At 36.8% G+C, this 20,708-nt stretch carries 17 protein-coding genes; 9 read left to right on the top strand and 8 right to left on the bottom strand.

Annotation, left to right across the window (positions count from 1 at the left end; all coding sequences use genetic code 11):
* A partial coding sequence (locus AC1W31_RS11170; protein ID WP_481734528.1) for a Rossmann-fold NAD(P)-binding domain-containing protein occupies positions 1-605 on the top strand: 605 nt, incomplete at its 5' end.
* 53 nt (positions 606-658) lie between these two features.
* Positions 659-1,264: a DUF4230 domain-containing protein gene (locus AC1W31_RS11175; RefSeq protein ID WP_481734529.1), complete on the top strand. Its 606-nt coding sequence runs from the start codon at positions 659-661 to the stop codon at positions 1,262-1,264.
* Positions 1,265-1,356: 92 nt separating this feature from the next.
* Here the strand turns inward: AC1W31_RS11175 and AC1W31_RS11180 are convergent, their stop codons facing one another.
* The 3 genes from AC1W31_RS11180 to yihA all read right to left on the bottom strand — a co-directional run bounded on the left by AC1W31_RS11180 (position 1,357) and on the right by yihA (position 3,693).
* Positions 1,357-2,331, bottom strand: coding sequence for an NADPH:quinone oxidoreductase family protein (locus AC1W31_RS11180; RefSeq protein ID WP_481734530.1), 975 nt, complete (start codon positions 2,329-2,331; stop codon positions 1,357-1,359).
* A 152-nt stretch (positions 2,332-2,483) separates the two neighbouring features.
* Positions 2,484-2,927: a DUF5606 family protein gene (locus AC1W31_RS11185; RefSeq protein ID WP_481734531.1), complete on the bottom strand. Its 444-nt coding sequence runs from the start codon at positions 2,925-2,927 to the stop codon at positions 2,484-2,486.
* Between the two features lie 169 nt (positions 2,928-3,096).
* Positions 3,097-3,693 carry a ribosome biogenesis GTP-binding protein YihA/YsxC gene (gene yihA, locus AC1W31_RS11190; protein WP_481734532.1) on the bottom strand — a complete coding sequence of 199 codons (597 nt, stop codon included), beginning with the start codon at positions 3,691-3,693 and terminating at the stop codon, positions 3,097-3,099.
* 470 nt (positions 3,694-4,163) lie between these two features.
* On the opposite strand from yihA, the gene AC1W31_RS11195 reads away from it, so the two are divergent.
* The 3 genes from AC1W31_RS11195 (at position 4,164) to AC1W31_RS11205 (ending at position 8,817) form a co-directional block, all read left to right on the top strand.
* Positions 4,164-6,410, top strand: coding sequence for a peptidoglycan-binding domain-containing protein (locus tag AC1W31_RS11195; RefSeq protein WP_481734533.1), 2,247 nt, complete (start codon positions 4,164-4,166; stop codon positions 6,408-6,410).
* 166 nt (positions 6,411-6,576) lie between these two features.
* Complete coding sequence (locus AC1W31_RS11200; protein ID WP_481734534.1) at positions 6,577-7,047, top strand: thioredoxin family protein; 471 nt, start codon at positions 6,577-6,579, stop codon at positions 7,045-7,047.
* A 315-nt stretch (positions 7,048-7,362) separates the two neighbouring features.
* Positions 7,363-8,817: an inorganic phosphate transporter gene (locus tag AC1W31_RS11205; protein WP_481734535.1), complete on the top strand. Its 1,455-nt coding sequence runs from the start codon at positions 7,363-7,365 to the stop codon at positions 8,815-8,817.
* A gap of 89 nt (positions 8,818-8,906) precedes the next feature.
* Here the strand turns inward: AC1W31_RS11205 and AC1W31_RS11210 are convergent, their stop codons facing one another.
* From AC1W31_RS11210 to AC1W31_RS11230, 5 genes are all read right to left on the bottom strand, one after another.
* Positions 8,907-11,288 carry a S9 family peptidase gene (locus tag AC1W31_RS11210; RefSeq protein WP_481734536.1) on the bottom strand — a complete coding sequence of 794 codons (2,382 nt, stop codon included), beginning with the start codon at positions 11,286-11,288 and terminating at the stop codon, positions 8,907-8,909.
* A 13-nt stretch (positions 11,289-11,301) separates the two neighbouring features.
* Positions 11,302-12,750: a hypothetical protein gene (locus AC1W31_RS11215; protein ID WP_481734537.1), complete on the bottom strand. Its 1,449-nt coding sequence runs from the start codon at positions 12,748-12,750 to the stop codon at positions 11,302-11,304.
* Positions 12,751-12,916: 166 nt separating this feature from the next.
* Positions 12,917-15,070 (bottom strand): 3-hydroxyacyl-CoA dehydrogenase NAD-binding domain-containing protein, encoded by a 2,154-nt coding sequence (locus AC1W31_RS11220; RefSeq protein ID WP_481734538.1) that lies wholly within the window; start codon positions 15,068-15,070, stop codon positions 12,917-12,919.
* An 83-nt stretch (positions 15,071-15,153) separates the two neighbouring features.
* Positions 15,154-15,513 carry a four helix bundle protein gene (locus tag AC1W31_RS11225; RefSeq protein ID WP_481734539.1) on the bottom strand — a complete coding sequence of 120 codons (360 nt, stop codon included), beginning with the start codon at positions 15,511-15,513 and terminating at the stop codon, positions 15,154-15,156.
* Between the two features lie 102 nt (positions 15,514-15,615).
* Complete coding sequence (locus tag AC1W31_RS11230; RefSeq protein WP_481734540.1) at positions 15,616-16,821, bottom strand: acetyl-CoA C-acetyltransferase; 1,206 nt, start codon at positions 16,819-16,821, stop codon at positions 15,616-15,618.
* 144 nt (positions 16,822-16,965) lie between these two features.
* Between AC1W31_RS11230 and AC1W31_RS11235 the strand changes: the two genes are divergently transcribed.
* The 4 genes from AC1W31_RS11235 (at position 16,966) to AC1W31_RS11250 (ending at position 20,691) form a co-directional block, all read left to right on the top strand.
* Positions 16,966-17,508 (top strand): TlpA family protein disulfide reductase, encoded by a 543-nt coding sequence (locus AC1W31_RS11235; protein WP_481734541.1) that lies wholly within the window; start codon positions 16,966-16,968, stop codon positions 17,506-17,508.
* Between the two features lie 64 nt (positions 17,509-17,572).
* Positions 17,573-18,562: a glycoside hydrolase family 16 protein gene (locus AC1W31_RS11240; protein ID WP_481734542.1), complete on the top strand. Its 990-nt coding sequence runs from the start codon at positions 17,573-17,575 to the stop codon at positions 18,560-18,562.
* 193 nt (positions 18,563-18,755) lie between these two features.
* Complete coding sequence (locus AC1W31_RS11245) at positions 18,756-19,130, top strand: DUF3471 domain-containing protein (protein ID WP_481734543.1); 375 nt, start codon at positions 18,756-18,758, stop codon at positions 19,128-19,130.
* Positions 19,131-19,395: 265 nt separating this feature from the next.
* Positions 19,396-20,691, top strand: coding sequence for a flavin-containing monooxygenase (locus AC1W31_RS11250; RefSeq protein ID WP_481734544.1), 1,296 nt, complete (start codon positions 19,396-19,398; stop codon positions 20,689-20,691).
* Positions 20,692-20,708 lie beyond the last annotated feature (17 nt).

Below are 20,708 nucleotides of genomic sequence, written 5' to 3' on the forward strand. Positions count from 1 at the left end.
CCGAAATTTTAATCATCTGCATTCCTCCACGAGCGGGCAAATACGGAGAAGATTTTCACGTACAGCAAATCCAATCTTTGATGGGATATTTGCCTTCATCCAGCATCAAATCCATTATTTATACTTCCTCCACTTCCGTTTATCCAGACTTGAATCGTGAAGTAACGGAACAGGATGAAGTTTTAGAAAATCATGCGTTAATTAAGGTCGAAAATTTACTAAAAATCCTTTCCAAAAACGTTACGATTCTGCGTTGTGGAGGATTGATGGGCGGTGAAAGAATACCCGCAAAATACTTTGCCGGAAAGACGATTAATACGGGAGGAATTCCCGTGAATTATGTTCACCAGCAAGATGTAATTCAAATAATTACCCTGATATTAGAGAAAGGTTTTTGGCATGAAACATTTAACGTAGTTTCGCCTATACATCCGATTCGGAAGGAAATTTATTTTAAAAATTGTGAAGAATTAGGCTTTGAGAAACCCATTTTTGAAGAACCTTCTGAAGAGATACCGTTTAAAATAATTAGTTCACAAAAGTTGATTTCACAGACTGGCTATGAGTTTTTGTATGCTAATCCTTTGGATTTTAGGTATTTGTGAGATAACCAAACTTATGTCAATCCACGCTTGTTCTCAAACAAAAACACAAATCCATGCTTCGCAGACTCATTCGTTTAATTCCTCTTTTTTTAGTGATTGCCCTTGCCATCTATGCTTGGGAAAAAGTGAAAGATTTTAAAAATCCTTTTAGTAGCGGAGAAGTGGAGGTTTCACATAATGTTTTGTTACAACAAATTTCTTCAATGGGGAAGTTGGAATTAGTAAAATACAATTTTCGAGATGTGGTAGAAAGCAAGATTAAAAAGGATTTATTGCCCGATGCAAAAGTGCTTTTAATCGTTTCGGGAGAAGCCACGGGATGTTTGGATTTAACCAAAATTAGATTGGGCGATATTAGTGAAAAAGATAGTATTTTGGTCGTTCATTTACCCGATCCAGAAATATGTAGTTATAAGATAGACCATTCAAAATCAAAGGTTTATAGTACAGAATATGCCTTTTTGGATGAAGCAAAGTTAGTGGATAATGCCTTTCAAAAAGCGGAAAGTCAGATTGCACAAAACGCCAAGGATATGGGTATTTTGGAACAAACTAAAAAATCGGCCGAACAAATTCTAAAACCGTTTATTGAAAATGTATCCAAGAAAAAAGTCGTGTTTTTGTATGCTTTGAAAGATGAGAAGAGGGAATTACGGTGAATAAATTGACAGTTGACAATTGATAATGAACAATTGGCAGTTGTAAATTACAAATTAACCATTAATAATTATCTACTGTCAATTATCCATTGTCAATTAACAATCACCACTTTTCCCATCACCTTCCGATTCAGCATTTCGTATAAAGCATCGGATACTTGTTCGAGTGAATATTGGGCGTGTACATGCGGTTTTAAATTTCCTTTGGTAATGAAGTCTAATAATTCCTTAAAATTTTGAAAACTCTCTTTCGGTTCGTTTGTGGCAAATGCTCCCCAAAATACACCCACAATGGATGCACCTTTCAAAAGCGGTAAATTTAAAGGTAAACTTGGAATATCGCCCGCTGCAAAACCAACGACTAAATAACGACCTTTCCAAGAAATTGAACGAAAAGCAGGTTCGGAATATTGACCACCAACGGGGTCGTAAACCACATCCACACCCTTTCCGCCCGTGATTTCCTTGATGCGGTCTTTTAAATTTTCAGTTGAATAATTAATAATTTCATCGGCACCATATTTTTTGCAAAGTGCCAGTTTTTCATCCGTTGAAGCTGCCGCAATTACTTTTGCTCCCATGATTTTTCCTAATTCAACGGCTGCCAGACCAACGCCACCCGCAGCGCCCAACACCAAAAGGGTTTCGCCCGCTTTCAATTCAGCTCGGTTTTTTAAAGCATGATAGGATGTGCCGTATGTGTACATTACCGACGAAGCCGTGATAAAATCCAGTCCTTCGGGCATTAATAATGTCGTTTTTGCATCGGCTTCAACTTCTTCGGCAAAACCGCCAAAACTGGTCAATGAAAACACTTTATCGCCTACTTTCAAGTGCGTTACGCCTTCGCCAACTTCCTTGATAATGCCAGAAACCTCTCCACCTGGCGAAAAAGGCATCGGTGGTTTTATTTGGTATTTTCCTTGAATAATTAACGTATCAGGGAAATTTACGCCACAGGCTTTTATGCTGATTACGACCTTTCCAGGGGAAGCATTCGGAGAATTAACGTCCTCAACGACAAGTGTTTCTGGAGGCCCATAGGTTTTGCAAAGTACAGCTTTCATATAATTAATGATGAATAGTTTATATTTAATAGTTGAAAATTACAACTTTGGCTACAAAATAAAAAGATTCTGTGAAATATTAATTCCATAGAACCTTTTGATGAATCAACAAAATTTTAACTATTATCTATTTTCTGTTAATTATTAACTAATTACGCTTCTTCGGTTTTTTCAACTTCTGGTTCAGCCGTTTTCACAAAAGCCTCGGGCATATTTGCCGAAAGAATATTAAACCAATTTATCATCTTTTTAACGTCAGATGAATAAACTTTCTCACGGTCAAAATCAGGTGCTACTGAATCCAAGAAATCGAAAAGGTCGGCATCCGTTGAATTTTTTACATCCATTTCTACTTTATCGCCGTGTTTTTCTTTGATTGCCATAAAAATATCTCCCAACGGAATGGCATTATCTTGATGATTCGCCATATACACCGAAATATCCTTCAAAACTGATACACGAGCATTTGCACCTACCACTGAACGAGCTTTCTTACCGTCTAAACTTTCCACGATTACACCCGTGCGAGTAGGTTTCAAAATTCTATACAAACCGCTTTGTCCTGAGATATTCGCAACTTCTTTTAATAATTCCATTTGTTTTATTATTCGTTAGTCATAAGTTTTCAAGTGAATTTCAGCTAAAATACTTACGCCAAGTTGATTATTTTATTTGATGATTATTTTTACAAAAATACTGGTTAAATCTTTACAAAGAAAATGAGAGATTTTAATAAATTCCTACCTCTCGAAACGCATCACTTTCCTAAAACTCTTTATTTAAATCCGAAATCGTGTGTAAAATCTCTTCACGACCGCTTCCATTAACGGAAGATGTTACAAAAAATTGCGGCATTTCTTCCCACGTTTCTAATATTTTCTGTTGGTATAATTCCACGTTTCTATCCACCGCTGTTTTCGATAATTTGTCGGCTTTTGTGAAAACAATACAAAAAGGAATTCCTCTTTCTCCCAATGTATTGATAAACTCAATATCCAGTTTTTGAGGTTCGTGTCTGACATCTACCAGTACAAAAGTGTACAATAAATTCTCCCGATTTTCGAGATATTCGTGAATCATCGTTTCAAATTTTTCACGGTCAGTTTTACTAACTTTTGCATAACCATAGCCGGGTAAATCGACTAAATACCATTTTTTATCAATTTCAAAATGGTTGATTAATTGCGTTTTTCCAGGCGTCTGCGAAGTTTTCGCTAAATTCTTTTTTTGAACAATAGAATTTATCAACGAAGATTTCCCTACGTTAGACCTTCCAATGAAGGCATATTCTGGTTTATCAGGCTTCGGACATTTTAGATAATCCGTATTACTCTGTATAAAAATTGCTTCTGATATTTTCATTTATAAATATATAAAATTTGACAAGGAAACATGAATAAAAAGTCATTATGTAACACTATGGGAATTGATAAATATTAACAAAAAATAAGTGTAATTTGCTAAATTATTAACAAATGATAATTATTAAAACAATTTGAAAAAAATATGTAGAAAAGCATTTCATTTTTAATAAAAAATTTGCAATGCTTGTAAAACATCTGCAAATTTACGCAAGAATTATCATTTCCGCTCTCTACACTCTGCAATAGTGTATTCCTTACAAAGCTTCCCGCCATAAAATGGAGCTATAAACATTAAGTATTATATGTGATATTGGTTACTTTATTTCGTTTTATTCGTTCTAAGACAAAGTGAATATATGCGATATATACATAGATATTGATTGCTTTGCATTTTACCAAAACCCCGTATATATTTGTCCATTAAATCAAATCCCCATTAACACCTGATTTATTTTTTCTAACAACAACATGAAGAAACTCAACTTTTCACTGCTTTATACAGCAGTAACCTTCAGTTTGGTCAGTACTGTGGCAATTGCCCAAAATGACCTACCGCCTAACGCCGTAAACGGTAAGTGTTATGCGAAATGTTTGAAGCCTGCACAGTTTACCACTAAAACTGAGCAGTACATAGCCAAAGAAGCTGGAAAGACCCTTGCGGTTGTACCTGCGGCAATGGGTACGGAAACCCAATCAATCCTCGTGAAAGAGGCTTCTAAGCGTTTGGAAGTAATTCCTGCGACTTACAAGACGGTTTCAGAGCAAGTATTGGTAAAAGAAGCTGGTAAAACAGTAACAGTTGTTCCTGCAGTTTACAAAACAGAAACAGAAAGTTATTTAGTGAAAGAGGCTTCTAAGCGTTTGGAAGTAATTCCTGCAACTTACAAAACAATTACCGAAAATATCTTCGTGGGTGGTTGTCCAACAGGTTCTTTCTTAGCAGGTTCTTGGGACAATGCTCGTAAATCATTCATCGGAATGGACGGAGCAGTTGTAACAGGAAGTCCTTGTAAAAAACAAGAAGTTGTGCCAGCAGTATTGAAATCAGAAACTGAGCAGTATGTTTCTAAACCAGCATCGAAAACTTATACAGTTATTCCTGCGGTTTACAAAACAGAAACTGAGCAATACATGGTGAAACCTGCATACTCACGGGTGGAGACTATCCCTGCTGAATACAAAACTGCTTCTGAGCAAGTGTTAGTAAAAGAAGCCTCAAAAGTATTGACGGTTATTCCAGGTACTTTCAAAAGAGTAACTGAGCAGCGTTTGATAAAAGATGCTTCAACTGTTTTAGCGGCTCAACAATTTGGTTATAAATCAATGTCCGAGCAAATTTTGGTGAAAGAGGTCTCTAAACGCTTAGAAGTTGTTCCTGCCACTTACAAAACGGTAACTGAGCAAATCTTATTGAAAGAAGCATCAACTGCTTTAGTAACAACGCTACCAGTGTATGAAACTGTCACAGAAAAAATTAAAATTCGTGACGAATATACTAAATACGAAAGAGGTAAAGCTGACCCAGGATGTTTGTCTGCTAATCCAGAAGATTGCCGTATTCTTTGTTTAGTAACTGTTCCTGCTGAATATAAAACAATCACAAAACAAGTATTGAAAGTTCCTGCTGGAACAAAAGAAGTAACAACACCTGCTCAGTATCAAACGATTACTAAGCAAGTTTTAGCTACTCCAGCATCAACTCGTGAAGTTGTAATTCCTGCTGAATATGCCACATTTACTAAACAAGTTATTGTTGCGCCTACTGCTACTGGAACTAACGTAAATGCTATGTTTGCTACTTCAACTGCGATTGCTGCTCAATATGAGACCATCACTCGTGAAGTTGTTGACCAAGCTGCTCGTGTTACGGAAAAAGAAGTTCCTGCTGAATACAAAACGATTACAAGAACAATATTAGCAAAAGCTGCTTCTTCTCGTGAAACTGCTATTCCTGCTGAATATGCTACGATTACGAAACAAGTATTAGTGAAAGATGCTGAAGTGAAAGAGCAACCAATTGCGGCTCAATACGCAACTCGCACTAAGCAAGTAGTGGTTTCTCCTGCAACAGTTCGTTTATTAGATGTTACTACACCATGTGCAACTCCAAGTGAGAGCAGTGCTGTTGCAACTACAACGGGTACTGGTAAATTAGCTGTTGGTGGAAGTTGCTATCAAACGATTACGAAGCAAGTGGTAGCTACTGCTGCTGCCACTCGTGAAATCGTAGTACCGGCGCAATATGCAATTCGTTCTAAACAAGTATTAATTTCTCCGGCAACGACTAAAGTAATCGAAACACCTGCACAATACGGAACACGTACTCGTCAGGTTGTAGGTAGTGCTGCTGCGACTCGTGAAGTTGAAATTCCTGCGGAATACAAAACGATTACTAAGACTGTTGTTAAAGCTGCGGCAAAAACTACTGAAACAACTATTCCTGCTGAATATGGTTCTTATACGACTACTGCTCAAACATCGGGTAATTCGTATGCTGAGTGGACGGAAGTTCTTTGTGACCAAAACTTGACTACTGCCATGATTATTCAAATCCAGAAAGCATTGAAAGCCAAAGGATATGATCCAGGTCCAATTGATGACATCATTGGCGTAAGAACTAAGGCTGCTATTTTACAATTCCAAAAAGATAAAAACTTATCAACTGGTAATTATAGAAGTATTGAAACGTTGAAAGCATTAGGAGTAATTCTTTAAGACTTTTAATTTTTCTGCAAAAAAAGTCCTAAGAAAATTTCTTAGGACTTTTTTTGCGGTTAAAATTCTGATAATCAGTATTTTATAGGGTTAAAATTGCAAATAGAAAATTTTTGGCTTGATTATTGAAATACGCTATTTCTAATACTACCTCATCAAATATGATATGATAAAGAAATTGTTAATCATAGCCTTTTTATTGATTTCCGCAAAGATAGAAGCCCAAGATATTATTTCAGCCTCATTTTTTACAGGAAGTTATCAGGATTTATTGCAGGAAGCCAAACGCTTGAAAAAACCAATTATCTTAGATTTTTCGGCCTCTTGGTGTGGACCTTGTAAGAAAATGGAACGAGAAACCTATTCAGATGAGTTGATTGCTTCGATTATTAGTTTGAAATATTTTGCGTATAAAGTTGATGCCGATGATACTGATGGATTAGAAATTGGGGAAAAATATAAAGTAACACAATTGCCAACAACCTTATTTTTAGATTATAATGGGAAGGTTTTGGGGCGATTAAAAGGTTTTTATCCACCCGAATATTTTATTAAAATGTTGGAAATGAATCAAAATAAAAGAAGAGGAGTGTTTGATAAAGAAGAAGATTTTGATAGATTGATAACGAGTCTGTAACCGTACATTTATTAAAAGTTACATAATATTTTGTAGAAAAATAAATACAAAATGCCAAGCAAAAATGCCCTTTTAATATGATTTGGAGGGCTTTTTTTTATTTCTGCTTAATCTCTATATGTTTTAAGAAAAACCAAATTTAACAATTCCTTAACATTAGAGAAACACAAGCGACCTACCTTTATGACTAAATACCAATATGAATAACTCCGATTTGAAATTGTAATACTTTGAAAAAGACTAATGGTAAATCTTAGATGCTTATTTTCAATGTATTACATAAATTCATTTTCAAATTTTCAAACCAAAACCACAATGTTCGGACTCGAAACATCTCTGTTTATTCTTCTATTTCTTTGTTTATTTTTAGCGTGTGCTTTTGAATTCGTGAATGGGTTTCATGACACAGCCAATGCAGTTGCAACTGTTATTTATACAAACACGTTGAAACCTACACAAGCAGTAGTTTGGTCTGGAATGATGAATTTCTTAGGATTACTTACTGGTGGAGTAGGAGTAACTATGTCAATTATTGGATTGTTGCCCACGGAACTGCTCATTGACCCCAATGTTTACCATGCCATGGCTTTGGCATTCTCAATGTTGATTTCTGCCATCATTTGGAACTTGGCAACTTGGTATTTTGGTATTCCAGCCTCATCCTCTCACACACTAATTGGTTCAATTATTGGTATTGGAATAGGATACGCATTATTGCCAGAAAATAATAAAGGGATGTCAACGGTAAACTGGGACAAAGCTGTTGAAATTGGTCAAGCACTTTTATTATCGCCACTATTTGGTTTTGCAGTAGCTATTGTGTTTATGTATATTTTAAGAAAATCAATCAGTAATAAAGATATTTTTAAAGAACCCAAAAAAGATACACCGCCTCCGCTATGGATTCGAGGTTTATTAGTCATGACTTGTACCTTGGTAAGTTTTTTCCATGGGCGCAATGATGGACAAAAAGGTATAGGCTTGGTAATGTTGGTCCTAATTGCTTTTTTACCACATTTTTTTGCGATAAATACAGACGTTGACCCTTTTAAATTAAAAAAAGAAGTATCGATAGTTCAGATAATAATTGCTAAAATTGACACGAACAAGCTTTCTTCAACTGAAAAAGAGAGTTATGCAACTGTTTTGAAAGGAGCGAAAAGCCTCAGTGTGATTTTTGGTAATAAAACGCTTAATGCCAAAAATTTAACCGTTGAGACGAAATTAGAAATACGGAAAGACGTTTTGAATATCAATAAGTATTCAAAAAAATTAATGGAAAGTGATGCTGTTACTTTAAGTGCAGATGACAAAAACGCCTTAAAAAATGCAACCTCTGGTAAAAAAGCACCTTTCTTTACTTTCGGAAATTCTAATAATGGATTATCATCCTTAACTGACTTTGCGCCACAGTGGGTAATGTGGATGATTGCCGTGTCATTAGGTTTAGGAACAATGATTGGCTGGAAACGTATCGTTGTAACAGTCGGGGAGAAAATCGGAAAACAACATCTTACTTATGCCCAAGGTGGTGCGGCAGAATTAGTTGCCGCAATTACGATTGGTTTATCAACGGCTTATAAGTGGCCTGTTTCAACTACGCACGTATTATCTTCGGGTATTGCCGGTTCAATGGTTGCTTCAAAAGGAATCAAGAATTTACAAGGTGGAACAATTAAAAATATTGTGATGGCTTGGGTACTTACGCTGCCAGTAACTATATTATTATCAGCAACAATTTTCTATCTACTGCGTACAATTTTATCATAAATTTTATTACAAACCAATATCGAAAATCTAAATGGCAAGAATAGATTGTATGAAGTAGATGCTTCATACAATCTATTTTGTTTTACAATCTACTGCTTCAAAGTCGTCTCAAACAATTTAAAAATCCGCTTATATTCATCCATCCAAGACGTTGGTTCTACAAAACCGTGGTCTTCCATGGGATAAGATGCTAACTCCCAGTGTTCCTTTCTGAGTTCAATGAGTCGTTGCGAAAGTCGAACGGCATCTTGATAATGCACATTGACATCCACCATTCCGTGACAAATTAATAGATTTCCCTTCAAACCCTCAGCGTGATAAATGGGAGAACTTCGCTGATAAGCAATTGAATCCGCTTGTGGTTCATTCAAAATATTAGCGGTATAAGGATGATTGTAAGCCGCCCAATCCGTTACGGGACGTAAAGCTGCACCCACCGCAAAAACATCGGGTTTGGTAAACATCGCCATCAAAGTAATAAATCCTCCGTACGAACCACCGTAAATACCAATTTTCTTGTAGTCAATTCCCTGTTGTTCAACTAAGTATTTAGCAGCATCCACGTGGTCAGAAAGGTCTTTTCCACCCATAAAACGGTAAATTCCAGTCCGCCAATCTCGCCCATAACCCGCCGAACCACGGTAATCAATATCCAGCACGGTATAACCATTATCCACCAACATATTATGGAACATATATTCTCTGAAATACTGACTCCACCACTTGTGAACATTTTGTAAATAACCCGCTCCATGAACGAAAATCACGGCTGGTTTTTTGCCTTGCTCACCAGTTTTGGATTCGTATAAACGAGCGTAAACATCCTGACCATCTTCGGCTTTGAAAGTGACAATTTCGGGTTCACGCCATTTGTATTCTTTAAATTGACGACTCTGCGATTTTGTGATTTGCGAAGGAGCATTATTCACTTCATTCTCCTGTAAAAATACTTCCCAAGGGCGATTTGAAAAGGAGTTTAAGTAGACCAATTTTGTTTCGTCTGGCGATAAAACCACTTGATTGGAACCCGTCATTTTCGTCAAACGAGTCCGAACGCCACCCGTTGCTACCATGCGATAAAAATGCTGCTCTCCAGGATTCACCTCATTTGTGGTGAGATAAAAATTTTGTTTATCACGAGATAATTGCACCGATTGAACTTCAAATTTTCCTTTTGTGAGTTGCTTGCGAACGGAAGTTAATAAATTCACGGCATAAAGATGCGAATATCCATCAGCTTCCGACTGAAAGTAAAGCGTTTGATTATCGGCCAAAAAACCCATCGTTCCTGCATTTCCCCCAGCACCAATGCCAGGTCCACCAATCCAAGCTTCATCACGCTGACGGTCAATGGTTTGTAATTGTTGCGTAGCAGGGTCGAGACGCATAATCCAACGGTCTTTATTGTCCTGACTTTTTACGACTAAAACGCAATATTTCCCATCTTCTGACCAAATAACGTTACTGAAAATTACTTTTCTGGGTTCAGGTTTCTTTTTGGCGGTATCTTTTTTAACGACAAGTGATTTTTTTACGTAATCTTTCAAATAATCAGGCTCGTCGAAAATTCCTTCAATTGTTTTCGTTAAAACCTGCAAAGCAGTATCTTTTTTGATGTCATAAACCCAAAATTCATACGATGTTTGGGCGGCTCCCACTTTCGTGCGGGCGGGTAAATCCTCGGTAAAACCAGATTCGGTTACATAACTTGGCACAAAAGCCGATTTGGCTCCCGTTGCCGATTTTGTCAAACGATAAGTGATATATTTTTCATCGGGACTCAATTGTGGTTCTAAAACGTTTTTATCCTCCACAAAAATCTCTTTGGCACGTTTTGGTAAATCCGCTTTTTGGATTTTATCGCCTTCTTTTTTCTTATCGGAACGTTCTTTTAAAATGCCGAATAGACTTAATTGGTCTTGTTTTTGCCATTTTTCCTGCTCGCTCAACTTAGGCTCAGCTTTCTTAGTTCCCAACTGAAAATTGGTCAATTGGTCAATTTCTCCATTGCTGATATTGAAGCTAAAAAGGTTGTTGCCCTTCGTGAAAACGATTTTATCATCTTTACCATTAAAGCTTGGATTAGACTCCGATTCAACGGTATTTGTAATTTGCCGAATCGCCATCGTTCGGCAATCCATCAAGAATAAATCACCATTTTTGGAATAAATTTTTCTGCCAAAATCAGTAGAATAATTTCCATTATTTGAAGGTAATGCTCGACGCACCTGCGGAGCAATTTTAAACGGTTTTTTCTCAGCCAATGAAGCTCCATAGAGCGAATCAGCCTTGTTTTTATCTGGATTCCAGTTAAAATAAATGGTCTTAGAATCTTCCGCCCAAAAGATATTTGAAGGCAAAGCGCCAATGGTAAATTTTGGATCCTGCATAATTTGCTCAACCGAAAGTTGTTGAGCTTTTATACTGAAAATCAGGGCAGTTGTTAGGAGGGTTAGTAGTGTTTTTTTCATGGGGTTGGGAAATCTATATTTGTCTAAATGGTTCTTCATCTGAGGTAATATTAAGCAAATACTCGTACTTTTTTGGATAATTTATAATCATGTTATCAAATCCAATATATTTCATAATCAATGCAGATAACAAAGTATAAAGCCTTGTGGAAATTAAAAATCTATAATTTTGATTACTTTCGCTTTCAAATGTACTTTTTAAATCGTATCTCCCATGCAATAAATCATTTCTATGAGCAATTGTCTCTTTATCGGTATCGCTGATGGGAATTTTAAGATATTCAAATGGTTTTAGAAGAGTATCTTTATTTGTAGGTTGATTGATTTGTTCTATTTTTTTATAAAAAAGGGCAAATGCTTCTCCTAATTCTTCTTCATTATCTTTCAAAATCTTTTTCAAATCCCCTAAAATTTTTGATGAAAGTTTAGGGGATTTTTTTTCTGTTTCCTTTTCAAGCTCTTTCTTTATAAATGCAGAAAAGCCTTCTAATGCCACTGCAAACCCTGCAGGTTGTATAATTTGTGTTACTGCACAAGATTCTAATATCAGAAGAATTATCACCATAAAATCTTGTGAAGAATTAATTAAATGACATAATTTTGATATTTCAGATGATTTAACTCCCCTAATAATATTACAATATTTGTCGTGATAATCCTTGTTTTGGAATACACCATAAGGATTTTTATAAATAGGAGATAGAAATGTGTAAACCGATTTCCGCTTACCTTGAATTTGAATTCCTTGCAATTTTTTATATTTATCATAAGAAAAGTAGAAGCCGAGATTCTGAAGAAAACAACCTGTTATATATCCAAATCCAATTAAAATGGAGTAAACATAATTTTGGAAGACTTCAAGTGTCATTTCATTGATTGAATCAATTATCAAATAACTCCTTTTTATTGAAGATATTTCTTTAATATGCTTGAATGTTTCAAAATTTTGAGAATCAATTAAAAGAGGAATTAAACCCATTATCACTTTTTCCTCTGTCTTGTATCCTCTTGCATCTTCAAAATAAAAAGGAAAGAATATATCTTTTTCACATGGTATTATTAAGCGCTGAAAATGAAAATCTACATTATTTTGAATTTTAATAAGTTCGTTAAATTGTGCCGTTACTTTTGCATTTTTAAAGTTAGTACCAAACGACTCTTCGATATTGCATATAAAGGCATTTTCTATTTTAAAATGATTTCCCTTAATCTCTATTATAAGATATTCTATTTTTTCAGTTTCCATTCCCCAAAAACGAACACTATTTGTCGTTTTAGAAATGGTTAAAACAATTCTAAAATCATTATTCTTTTCTATTTTTCTAATAACAACTCTACTATAAAAACCCAAAGGCTTGGCATTAAGCAACTTACAAGTTATTTTATTTGTATCTTCAAATAAGTGTATTATCTCAAATAATCCATCAAAATTTTTAAGAGGTATATTATCTATTGTTTGCATAATTTCACAAAAAAGGCAAGCCTCACGAACTTACCTTCTAATTTACTCAAAATCTATGATTCAAGCCAGATGTGAGTACATATATACAATCTTGCATATATACAAATCCGTATATATCCCCACAAAAAAAAGGCGAGCCTCACGACTCGCCTTTTACTTTCAACCTCTACTCATAAAACCCAATCCCAGCTTCCGCCATTTCTCGCAATTTTGCCGTTGGTTTAAATCGTTCTCCATACGTGGCAGCCAATCTATCACATTCTGAAACGAAGGTTTTTATGCCGACTGTATCCACAAATGAGAGCGTTCCGCCTAAGTATGGAGGAAATCCCCATGCGAAAATTGAACCTAAATCTGCATCTAAATTGGTGCGAATTACGCCTTCTTCTACGCATTTTACCGTTTCTAAAACCTGACGATATAATAATCTCGTTTTGATATCGTCCGTTGAGATTTGTTCGGCTTTTACAGGGAACATTTCTGCTAAACCTTCCCACAAATATTTTTTACCGCCTTCTGGATATTCGTAGAAACCTGCTTTGGCTTTTTTGCCCAAACGTCCCATTTCGGTAAACTTTTTGCTGACTTGATAAGTCGAATCATTTTCGGATAAAAGACCGTCTTTGACTGCACTTCCAGAAATTTTATACGCTAAATCTAAAGCCACTTCATCCGAAACTGCCAAAGGCCCAACGGGCATTCCGATTTGCTTGGCGATGTTCTCAATAACTACCGGATTTACACCATCTTTCAATAATTCGATGCCTTCCGAAGTATAAGTTCCGAACACTCGTGAGGTATAAAATCCTCTCGAATCATTCACCACAATTGGCGTTTTGCGGATTTTTTTCACGTAATCCATTGCTAAGCTCAAAGCATAATCAGAGGTTTCTTTACCCATAATTATTTCAACCAATTGCATTTTATCAACGGGCGAGAAGAAGTGAATTCCGATAAAATTTGCTGGTTTTGCGGAAGCATTCGCCAATTTTGAAATCGGTAAAGTAGAGGTATTTGAGCCAAAAACCCCTCCTGCTGCCAATAATGGCTCAGAATCTTTGGTTACGGTGGCTTTCAATTCCCAATTTTCAAAAACGGCTTCGATGATTAAATCTGCCCCTTCGATTTCGGCGTAATTATCCGTTGGGGTAATCAAGTTCAAAATGCCTTCTGCTTTCAAAGAATCCATTTTTCCTCTCGAAATCGCTTTGTCTAAAATTGCTTTTGAATAGGCTTTTCCTTTCTCGGCGGCTTCCATCGAAACGTCTTTCAAGACAACTTGAATTCCCGCCATTGCCGATACGTAAGCAATACCCGCACCCATCATGCCCGCACCCAAAATGCCTAATTTTTTGACATCCGTTTTATCAATTCCTTTCGGACGACCAACACCTTTATTCACTTCATTCAAACCGAAAAACATAGTACGAATCAAGTTTTTGGCAACAGACGAATTCGCAACTTTTACAAAATGGCGAGCTTCAATCACCAAAGCTCTATCAATATTTACCAAAAGCCCTTCATACACACACGACATGATTTCGATAGGTGCAGGATAATTTCCCTGCGATTTCCCCATGATCATGGCTGTTCCACCCATCATTAATTGTAATCCTTTGGGAGTCAGAATATTACCGCCTGGAACTTTGAAATTTTCTCTTGCTTGAATTTTCCCCGTTTTCTTATTCACCTCATCCCAAGGCTGAATAGCATTTGGATTTGTGTTGATAAATGCAAACGCTTTTTCCATCATTTCTTCGGGAGTTTCTGCCAAAGCGTCCACCATTCCCATGCCGAATGCTTCTTTTGGAGAGATTTTTTTACCTTCCAATAACATCGGAGCCGCCATTTCCATCCCAATCATGCGGGGCAAACGTTGCGTTCCGCCGCCACCTGGCAACAAGCCAATGGTTACTTCTGGCAAACCAATTACGGACTTTGGAGCATTCAGCGCCACCCGATAATGACAGGCCAAACAGACTTCATAACCGCCGCCCAAAGCCGTTCCATTCATGGCGGCAACTACGGGTTTTCCGTTGGTTTCCATTTTGCGGAAAAGGTTATTTAAGCCCATCGAAAGTTTCAATAATTCGGCAGGAGCTTTGCCATTATTTTCTAAAATCATCCTCAAATCTGCCCCAGCAATAAATTCTGGACGTTCTGAGGTGATGATAATTCCTTTTACTTCAGTGTCAGTATATGCTTTTTCCAAAGCCTCGCCCAAAGCAGTAATTGATTCGCTATTCAAAACATTCATCGGCTGATTCGCCACATTGATGCTGAGGATAGCTACGTTATTTTTTATATTATATGAAATCATTTTAAATAAAGGTAAACGGTTTTCATTTTGGTAAACGGTTCATGGTGAACGGTAAACGGGGAGAAAACCACATTGTTTGTGTATTAAAATGTACTTGTCTTTCGAGCTTGAATTAACCTGTAGAGCATTGAAGCAATCTTCTTTGTTTTATTGACTAATTCCATACCCACTTTTTTATCAATAACATTTAACTGAATAGCTAAATAGATCTGAGTTCTTAATTCGGCTGCTGACCCTCTGGCGATGTAAAGAAATTGAGCGAATTCTTTATTAGTTTGTCGTTCGAAACCTTCTGCAATACTAGAAGGAACAGAAACGGCTGCTCTTTGCATCTGGTCTCGAAGTACATAATCTCTACATTCTTTCAGTAAATTATATACCTCTACATTCAATCGCATGCCTTCCTTCCAAACCTCCAAGTCCTCAAAAGATTCAGCTTTCACATTTTTCTTTGTTTAAATTTCTGTACACGGTGAACGGTAAATGGTAAAAGGTTCTCGGCGAAGTTTTCGGTGAACCGTTTACCGTGTGCCGTTCACCGAAAATTACACCCTTTCAATCACCGTAGCAATTCCCATTCCGCCACCGATGCACAAACTGGCTAATCCCGTTGATTTTCCTGTTCTTTCCAATTCGTCCAAAAGCGTCATCAGGATAATTGCACCCGTTGCTCCAAGCGGATGTCCGAGGGCAATTGCCCCGCCGTTTACGTTTACTTTTGAAGGGTCAACGCCCAAAATATCCATGAACAACATTGGTACTGCCGCAAAGGCTTCGTTGATTTCAAATAAATCTATGTCGTTGATATTCATACCGTTACGCTTCAAAACCTTTTGCGTTGCGGGTACTGGTCCAGTTAACATAATCGTTGGTTCTGAGCCGCAAACCCCAAAAGCCGTGATTTTTGCTCTTGGTTTCAAGCCCAATTTTTCGCCCATTTCTTTGCTTCCAATCAAAATGCCAGCGGAGCCGTCCACAATTTGTGATGAATTTCCGGCATGATGTACGTGACGAATTTCGTTGAATTCTGGGTATTTCATCAAAGCCAAATTATCCAAACCCATTTGTCCCATCATCTCGAAAGAAGGCTTTAATCTTGACAATGATTCAACGGTCGTTTCGGGTCTCATACCTTCATCGTATGTCAAAACATCAATACCAATGTCATCTTTTACGGCAAACATAGATTTCTCAAAACGATTAGCTTTTTGAGCTAAACCCGCTCTTCTTTGCGATTCAACGGCATACGAATCTACCATTTCACGAGTATAGCCATATTTTGTGGCAATCAAATCGGCAGAAATTCCTTGTGGAACGAATTTATGAGCCGCAATCAATTGCGGATTCATCATCATGGCACCACCATCCGACCCCATCGCTACCCGTGACATCGACTCAATTCCACCCGCAATCATCAATTCTTGCTGACCTGACATAACGTATGCTGCCGCCATATTTACCGCCTCTAAACCAGACGAACAAAAACGGTTTACTTGCACACCCGCAACCCGTTGGTCGTAACCAGCACCAATCACAGCCGTACGAGCAATATCTGCCCCTTGTTCACCAATGGGCGTAACGCAACCCATAATTACATCATCTATTAAACTGGTATCCAGATGGTTACGGTCACGGAGTTGTTCCAAAACTTGTTGAGCCAACGACACAGGTTGAATGTCGTGGAGCGAACCATCCGATTTTCCACGACCTCTTGGTGTGCGGACGGCATCATAAATATATGCTACGTTCATTTTGAGAATGAGTTTTTTAATTTTCAAATTAGAACACGAAAGTAAATAAAAATAGTATGCTTGCATAACAATTTATAAATTTTTTTAGAATATGTTTTGATTTATCAGTAATTTTAAACTCAAAATCATCCCAAATCAAAAATCATGAAAAAATACCTTTTCCTATTCGCTCTTACTTCAATAATCCTTTTCTCAAAATGTACCTCAAAAAAGCCAACTGAAACGGCTTTAACGAATAATGTCTCAACAGTCCAAGCCGTTGCTTTAACGCCCACTTCTTTGGCGGATGCGAGTAGTAAAGTGGTTGATTTTAAGGATGTTACTACTAAAAGCAAAGTAACTTACATTGATTTTTGGGCGAGTTGGTGCGGACCCTGCAAAGGTGAAATGCCTTCTTCACAGGCTTTGAGAGAGGAATACGCTGCAAAGGGAGTAAATTTTGTATATATCTCACTGGATGAGGATAAAGATGCTTGGGCTTCGGCAAATAAGAATTTTGCTTTGCCCGATGGTCATAGTTTTGTGCTGCCAAATCCTGCTGGTTCGGAGATTCCCACGAAGTTTAATATCAGTTCAATTCCAAGATATATTTTGATCGATACTAATGGAAATGTAGTGGATGATAACGCCCCAAGACCAAGTGAAACCGAAAGAATTAAAGAATCTTTAGATAAAATGTTAAAATAACGATATTTTATAAACATTTCTATACAACGGTTTCTTATCAACAAAACTTTTATCCAAAAATAACATGAAAAATATGCGTATTGCTCTTAATTTACTCATTGGCTTATTTTTACTCACAGTGTTAACTATTTCTTGTAGTAAAGGTGAAGAACCTTGCGTGAAAAAAACGTGGTACCAAGATGCCGACGGTGATGGAAAAGGTAATAAAGCAGTATCTTATGATGCCTGCGAACAACCCATTGGCTACGTAGCAAATTCAGATGATGATAATGATAATCCAGTTAAAACACCCGTTTCAATTATACCTGCCAAAGGATATACTACCCCAACATCTTACGCAAATTTAAAATCGGTTTGGGCGGATGAGTTTGACGGAACAAGTTTAAATGAAGCCAATTGGAATTTTGAAATTGGTAATAATAACGGTTGGGGAAATAATGAATTGGAGTATTATAAAAAAGAAAATGCCAGCGTTAAAGATGGTTATTTAATCATTCAAGCCAAAAATGAATCGGCGGGAAATCAAATTTATACTTCTTCAAGATTAACTACGCAAAACAAATTCAACCTCAAATATGGCAGAGTTGATATTCGGGCGGCACTACCGAAAGGACAAGGAATCTGGCCTGCTTTGTGGATGTTAGGAAAAAATATCACGACCGTAAGTTGGCCAAAATGTGGCGAAATTGATATTATGGAAATGGTTGGGGGAAGTTTAGGCAACGGAAGCGATAAAACTACTTACGGAACGGCACATTGGGATAATAATGGACAACACGCTCAATATGGGGGCAATACAAAACTGGCTTCGGGAGCCTTCAATGATGAGTTTCATGTGTTCTCGATTGTATGGGATGCCAAGAAAATCGTTTGGTATTTGGACGATGTACAATTTCATATAATTGACACCACGCCCGCTGGCCTCAGTGAGTTTCAGGAAGAATATTTTTTCATTATCAATTTAGCCGTTGGGGGTGATTGGCCGGGAAAACCTGATGGTACTACGGTTTTGCCTCAGCATTTAGTGGTGGATTATATTCGTGTGTTTCAATAAACGTCAATTTTAAAACTCAAATAGTCTTTAAAAAAGCCTTTTCAAATCTAATTAGAAAAGGTTTTTTTAGTATTTATCAAATAAGTCCACGGTATTTTTTAAGGACATATTTCATGCTAAAATAATTTAGTTTTAACTTTGCTGAATCTTTGCAATATTAAATTTTTTATCAAAATAATCTAACAAAAATCAAATGAAAAAAATACTTTTTATCACTATTCTTGCTTCATTTTTTGCCGTTTCTTCTTTTGCAAAAACGGTGAATGTATCAACAAATGTAGCCATCAACAAAGCGGTAGTTGCCGATTCAACTGAATTCAAAGAGTATTTTGGAAACTATAAAATGGTGGACAATCCGATGGTCGAAAAAATGAAAATATTTTTCAAAGACGGAGAGTTGCTCGGAGAAGCATTAGGCTATCCACCGACAAAATTAATCCGTAAAAAAGATGATGAATTTGAAGAAAGTAGCTTTGGGGCTGTGATTATTTTTACTCGTTTGGATGGAAAAGTAGCGGGAATAAAAGTAGCGGTACAAGGGCAAGAATTAATTGGAACGAAAGAATAAAAATAAACTCCTAATGCTGAATCTGTATCCGAAAACCAAAGCCGCCACAATGATTAAAAGATTTTAAAACGATTAAAAAGTATTAGGAGTTTACAAACTTCTTTTCAGTTTAAACTTTTTTGTCTGGCTCTAAGCCGCCACAAAAAACCAAACATTAAACTGTGATTAGCTATTTATTACCTCAAAGTTATATGCATATACACTAATTGACAAATGATAATAATTTAATTTTATTAAGTATTTCACAAGCTAAGACTTTAACCTTATGAACGTAAAAAAAACAGTTTGCCTCATTGGTGCAGGTTCATCTGGAATTGCCGCTGCAAAGACACTTAAAGAAAATGGAATTAGCTTTGATTGCTTTGAAAAAGGCTCTCAAATAGGAGGAAATTGGCGGTTTAATAATGATAATGGTATGTCGTCGGCGTATCGGTCTTTGCATATCAATACCAACCGATTAATCATGGCGTATTCTGATTTTCCAATGCCCGCAGAATATCCGATGTTTCCCCATCACAGTCATATTATCAACTATTTTGATGATTATGTCAATCATTTTGGCATTCGTGAAGACATTCAATTCAATACCGAAGTGAAATCGGTAACCCATAATAACGAAGGTACTTATACCGTTGAAACGGATAACGGCTCATATATATACGACAACGTAATTGTAGCGAATGGTCACCATTGGAATCCCCGTTTTCCAGAACCTGCTTTTAAGGGAAATTTTACGGGAGAAATCTTGCATTCACATTTTTATAAGGAAGTTGAACAGCTGAAAGATAAAGATATTTTGGTGGTGGGTATTGGTAATTCTGCCGTGGATATTGCCTGTGAAGCGGCTCGTACCTACTCGGGAAAGGTTGTAATTTCAACCCGTAGTGGTGCAAATATTGTTCCGAATTGGCTTTGGAGTATTCCCTTTGATAGTTTAGCGAGTTCACTTACTTCAAAATTACCAATGGTCATTCAGCGATTATTTTTAAGTTCAGCGCTTCGTTTGGCCCGAGGAAAACAAGAAGATTTTGGCGTTCCGAAACCCAAACGTCCTTTGTTGAGCGAACACCCAACTCTTTCACAAGATTTATTGAATTTATCAGGCAGAGGTTTAGTAAAATTCAAACCCAATATCAAGGAATTCAGAGGAAAAACCGTTGTTTTTGAAGACGGAACGGAACAAGATTTTGACATGATTGTTTATGCCACGGGTTATAAAGTAACATTTCCGTTCTTGAAAGACCAATCCTTTAATGTTTCGAAAACCAATGATTTTAGGTTGTATAAAAAAGTAGTCCATCCCGATTTTCAAGGACTCTTTTTCTTGGCGTTGATTCAACCTTTGGGCGCAATTATGCCTTTAGCGGAAGTACAAAGCAAATGGATTGCCAAAATTTTGAAAGGAGAAACCAGATTGCCAAGCAAAGACGAAATGCTGAAATCTATCCAAGCAGATAAACAGGCCATGGCAAAACGATACAAAGAATCGCCGAGACATACCTTGCAAGTTGATTTTCATCCGTATAAAGAGAGTATTGAGCGGGAAATGAAGAGGAAATAAAAATGCCCTCTGAGCAA

It is taken from the genome of Arcicella sp. (assembly GCF_964672035.1).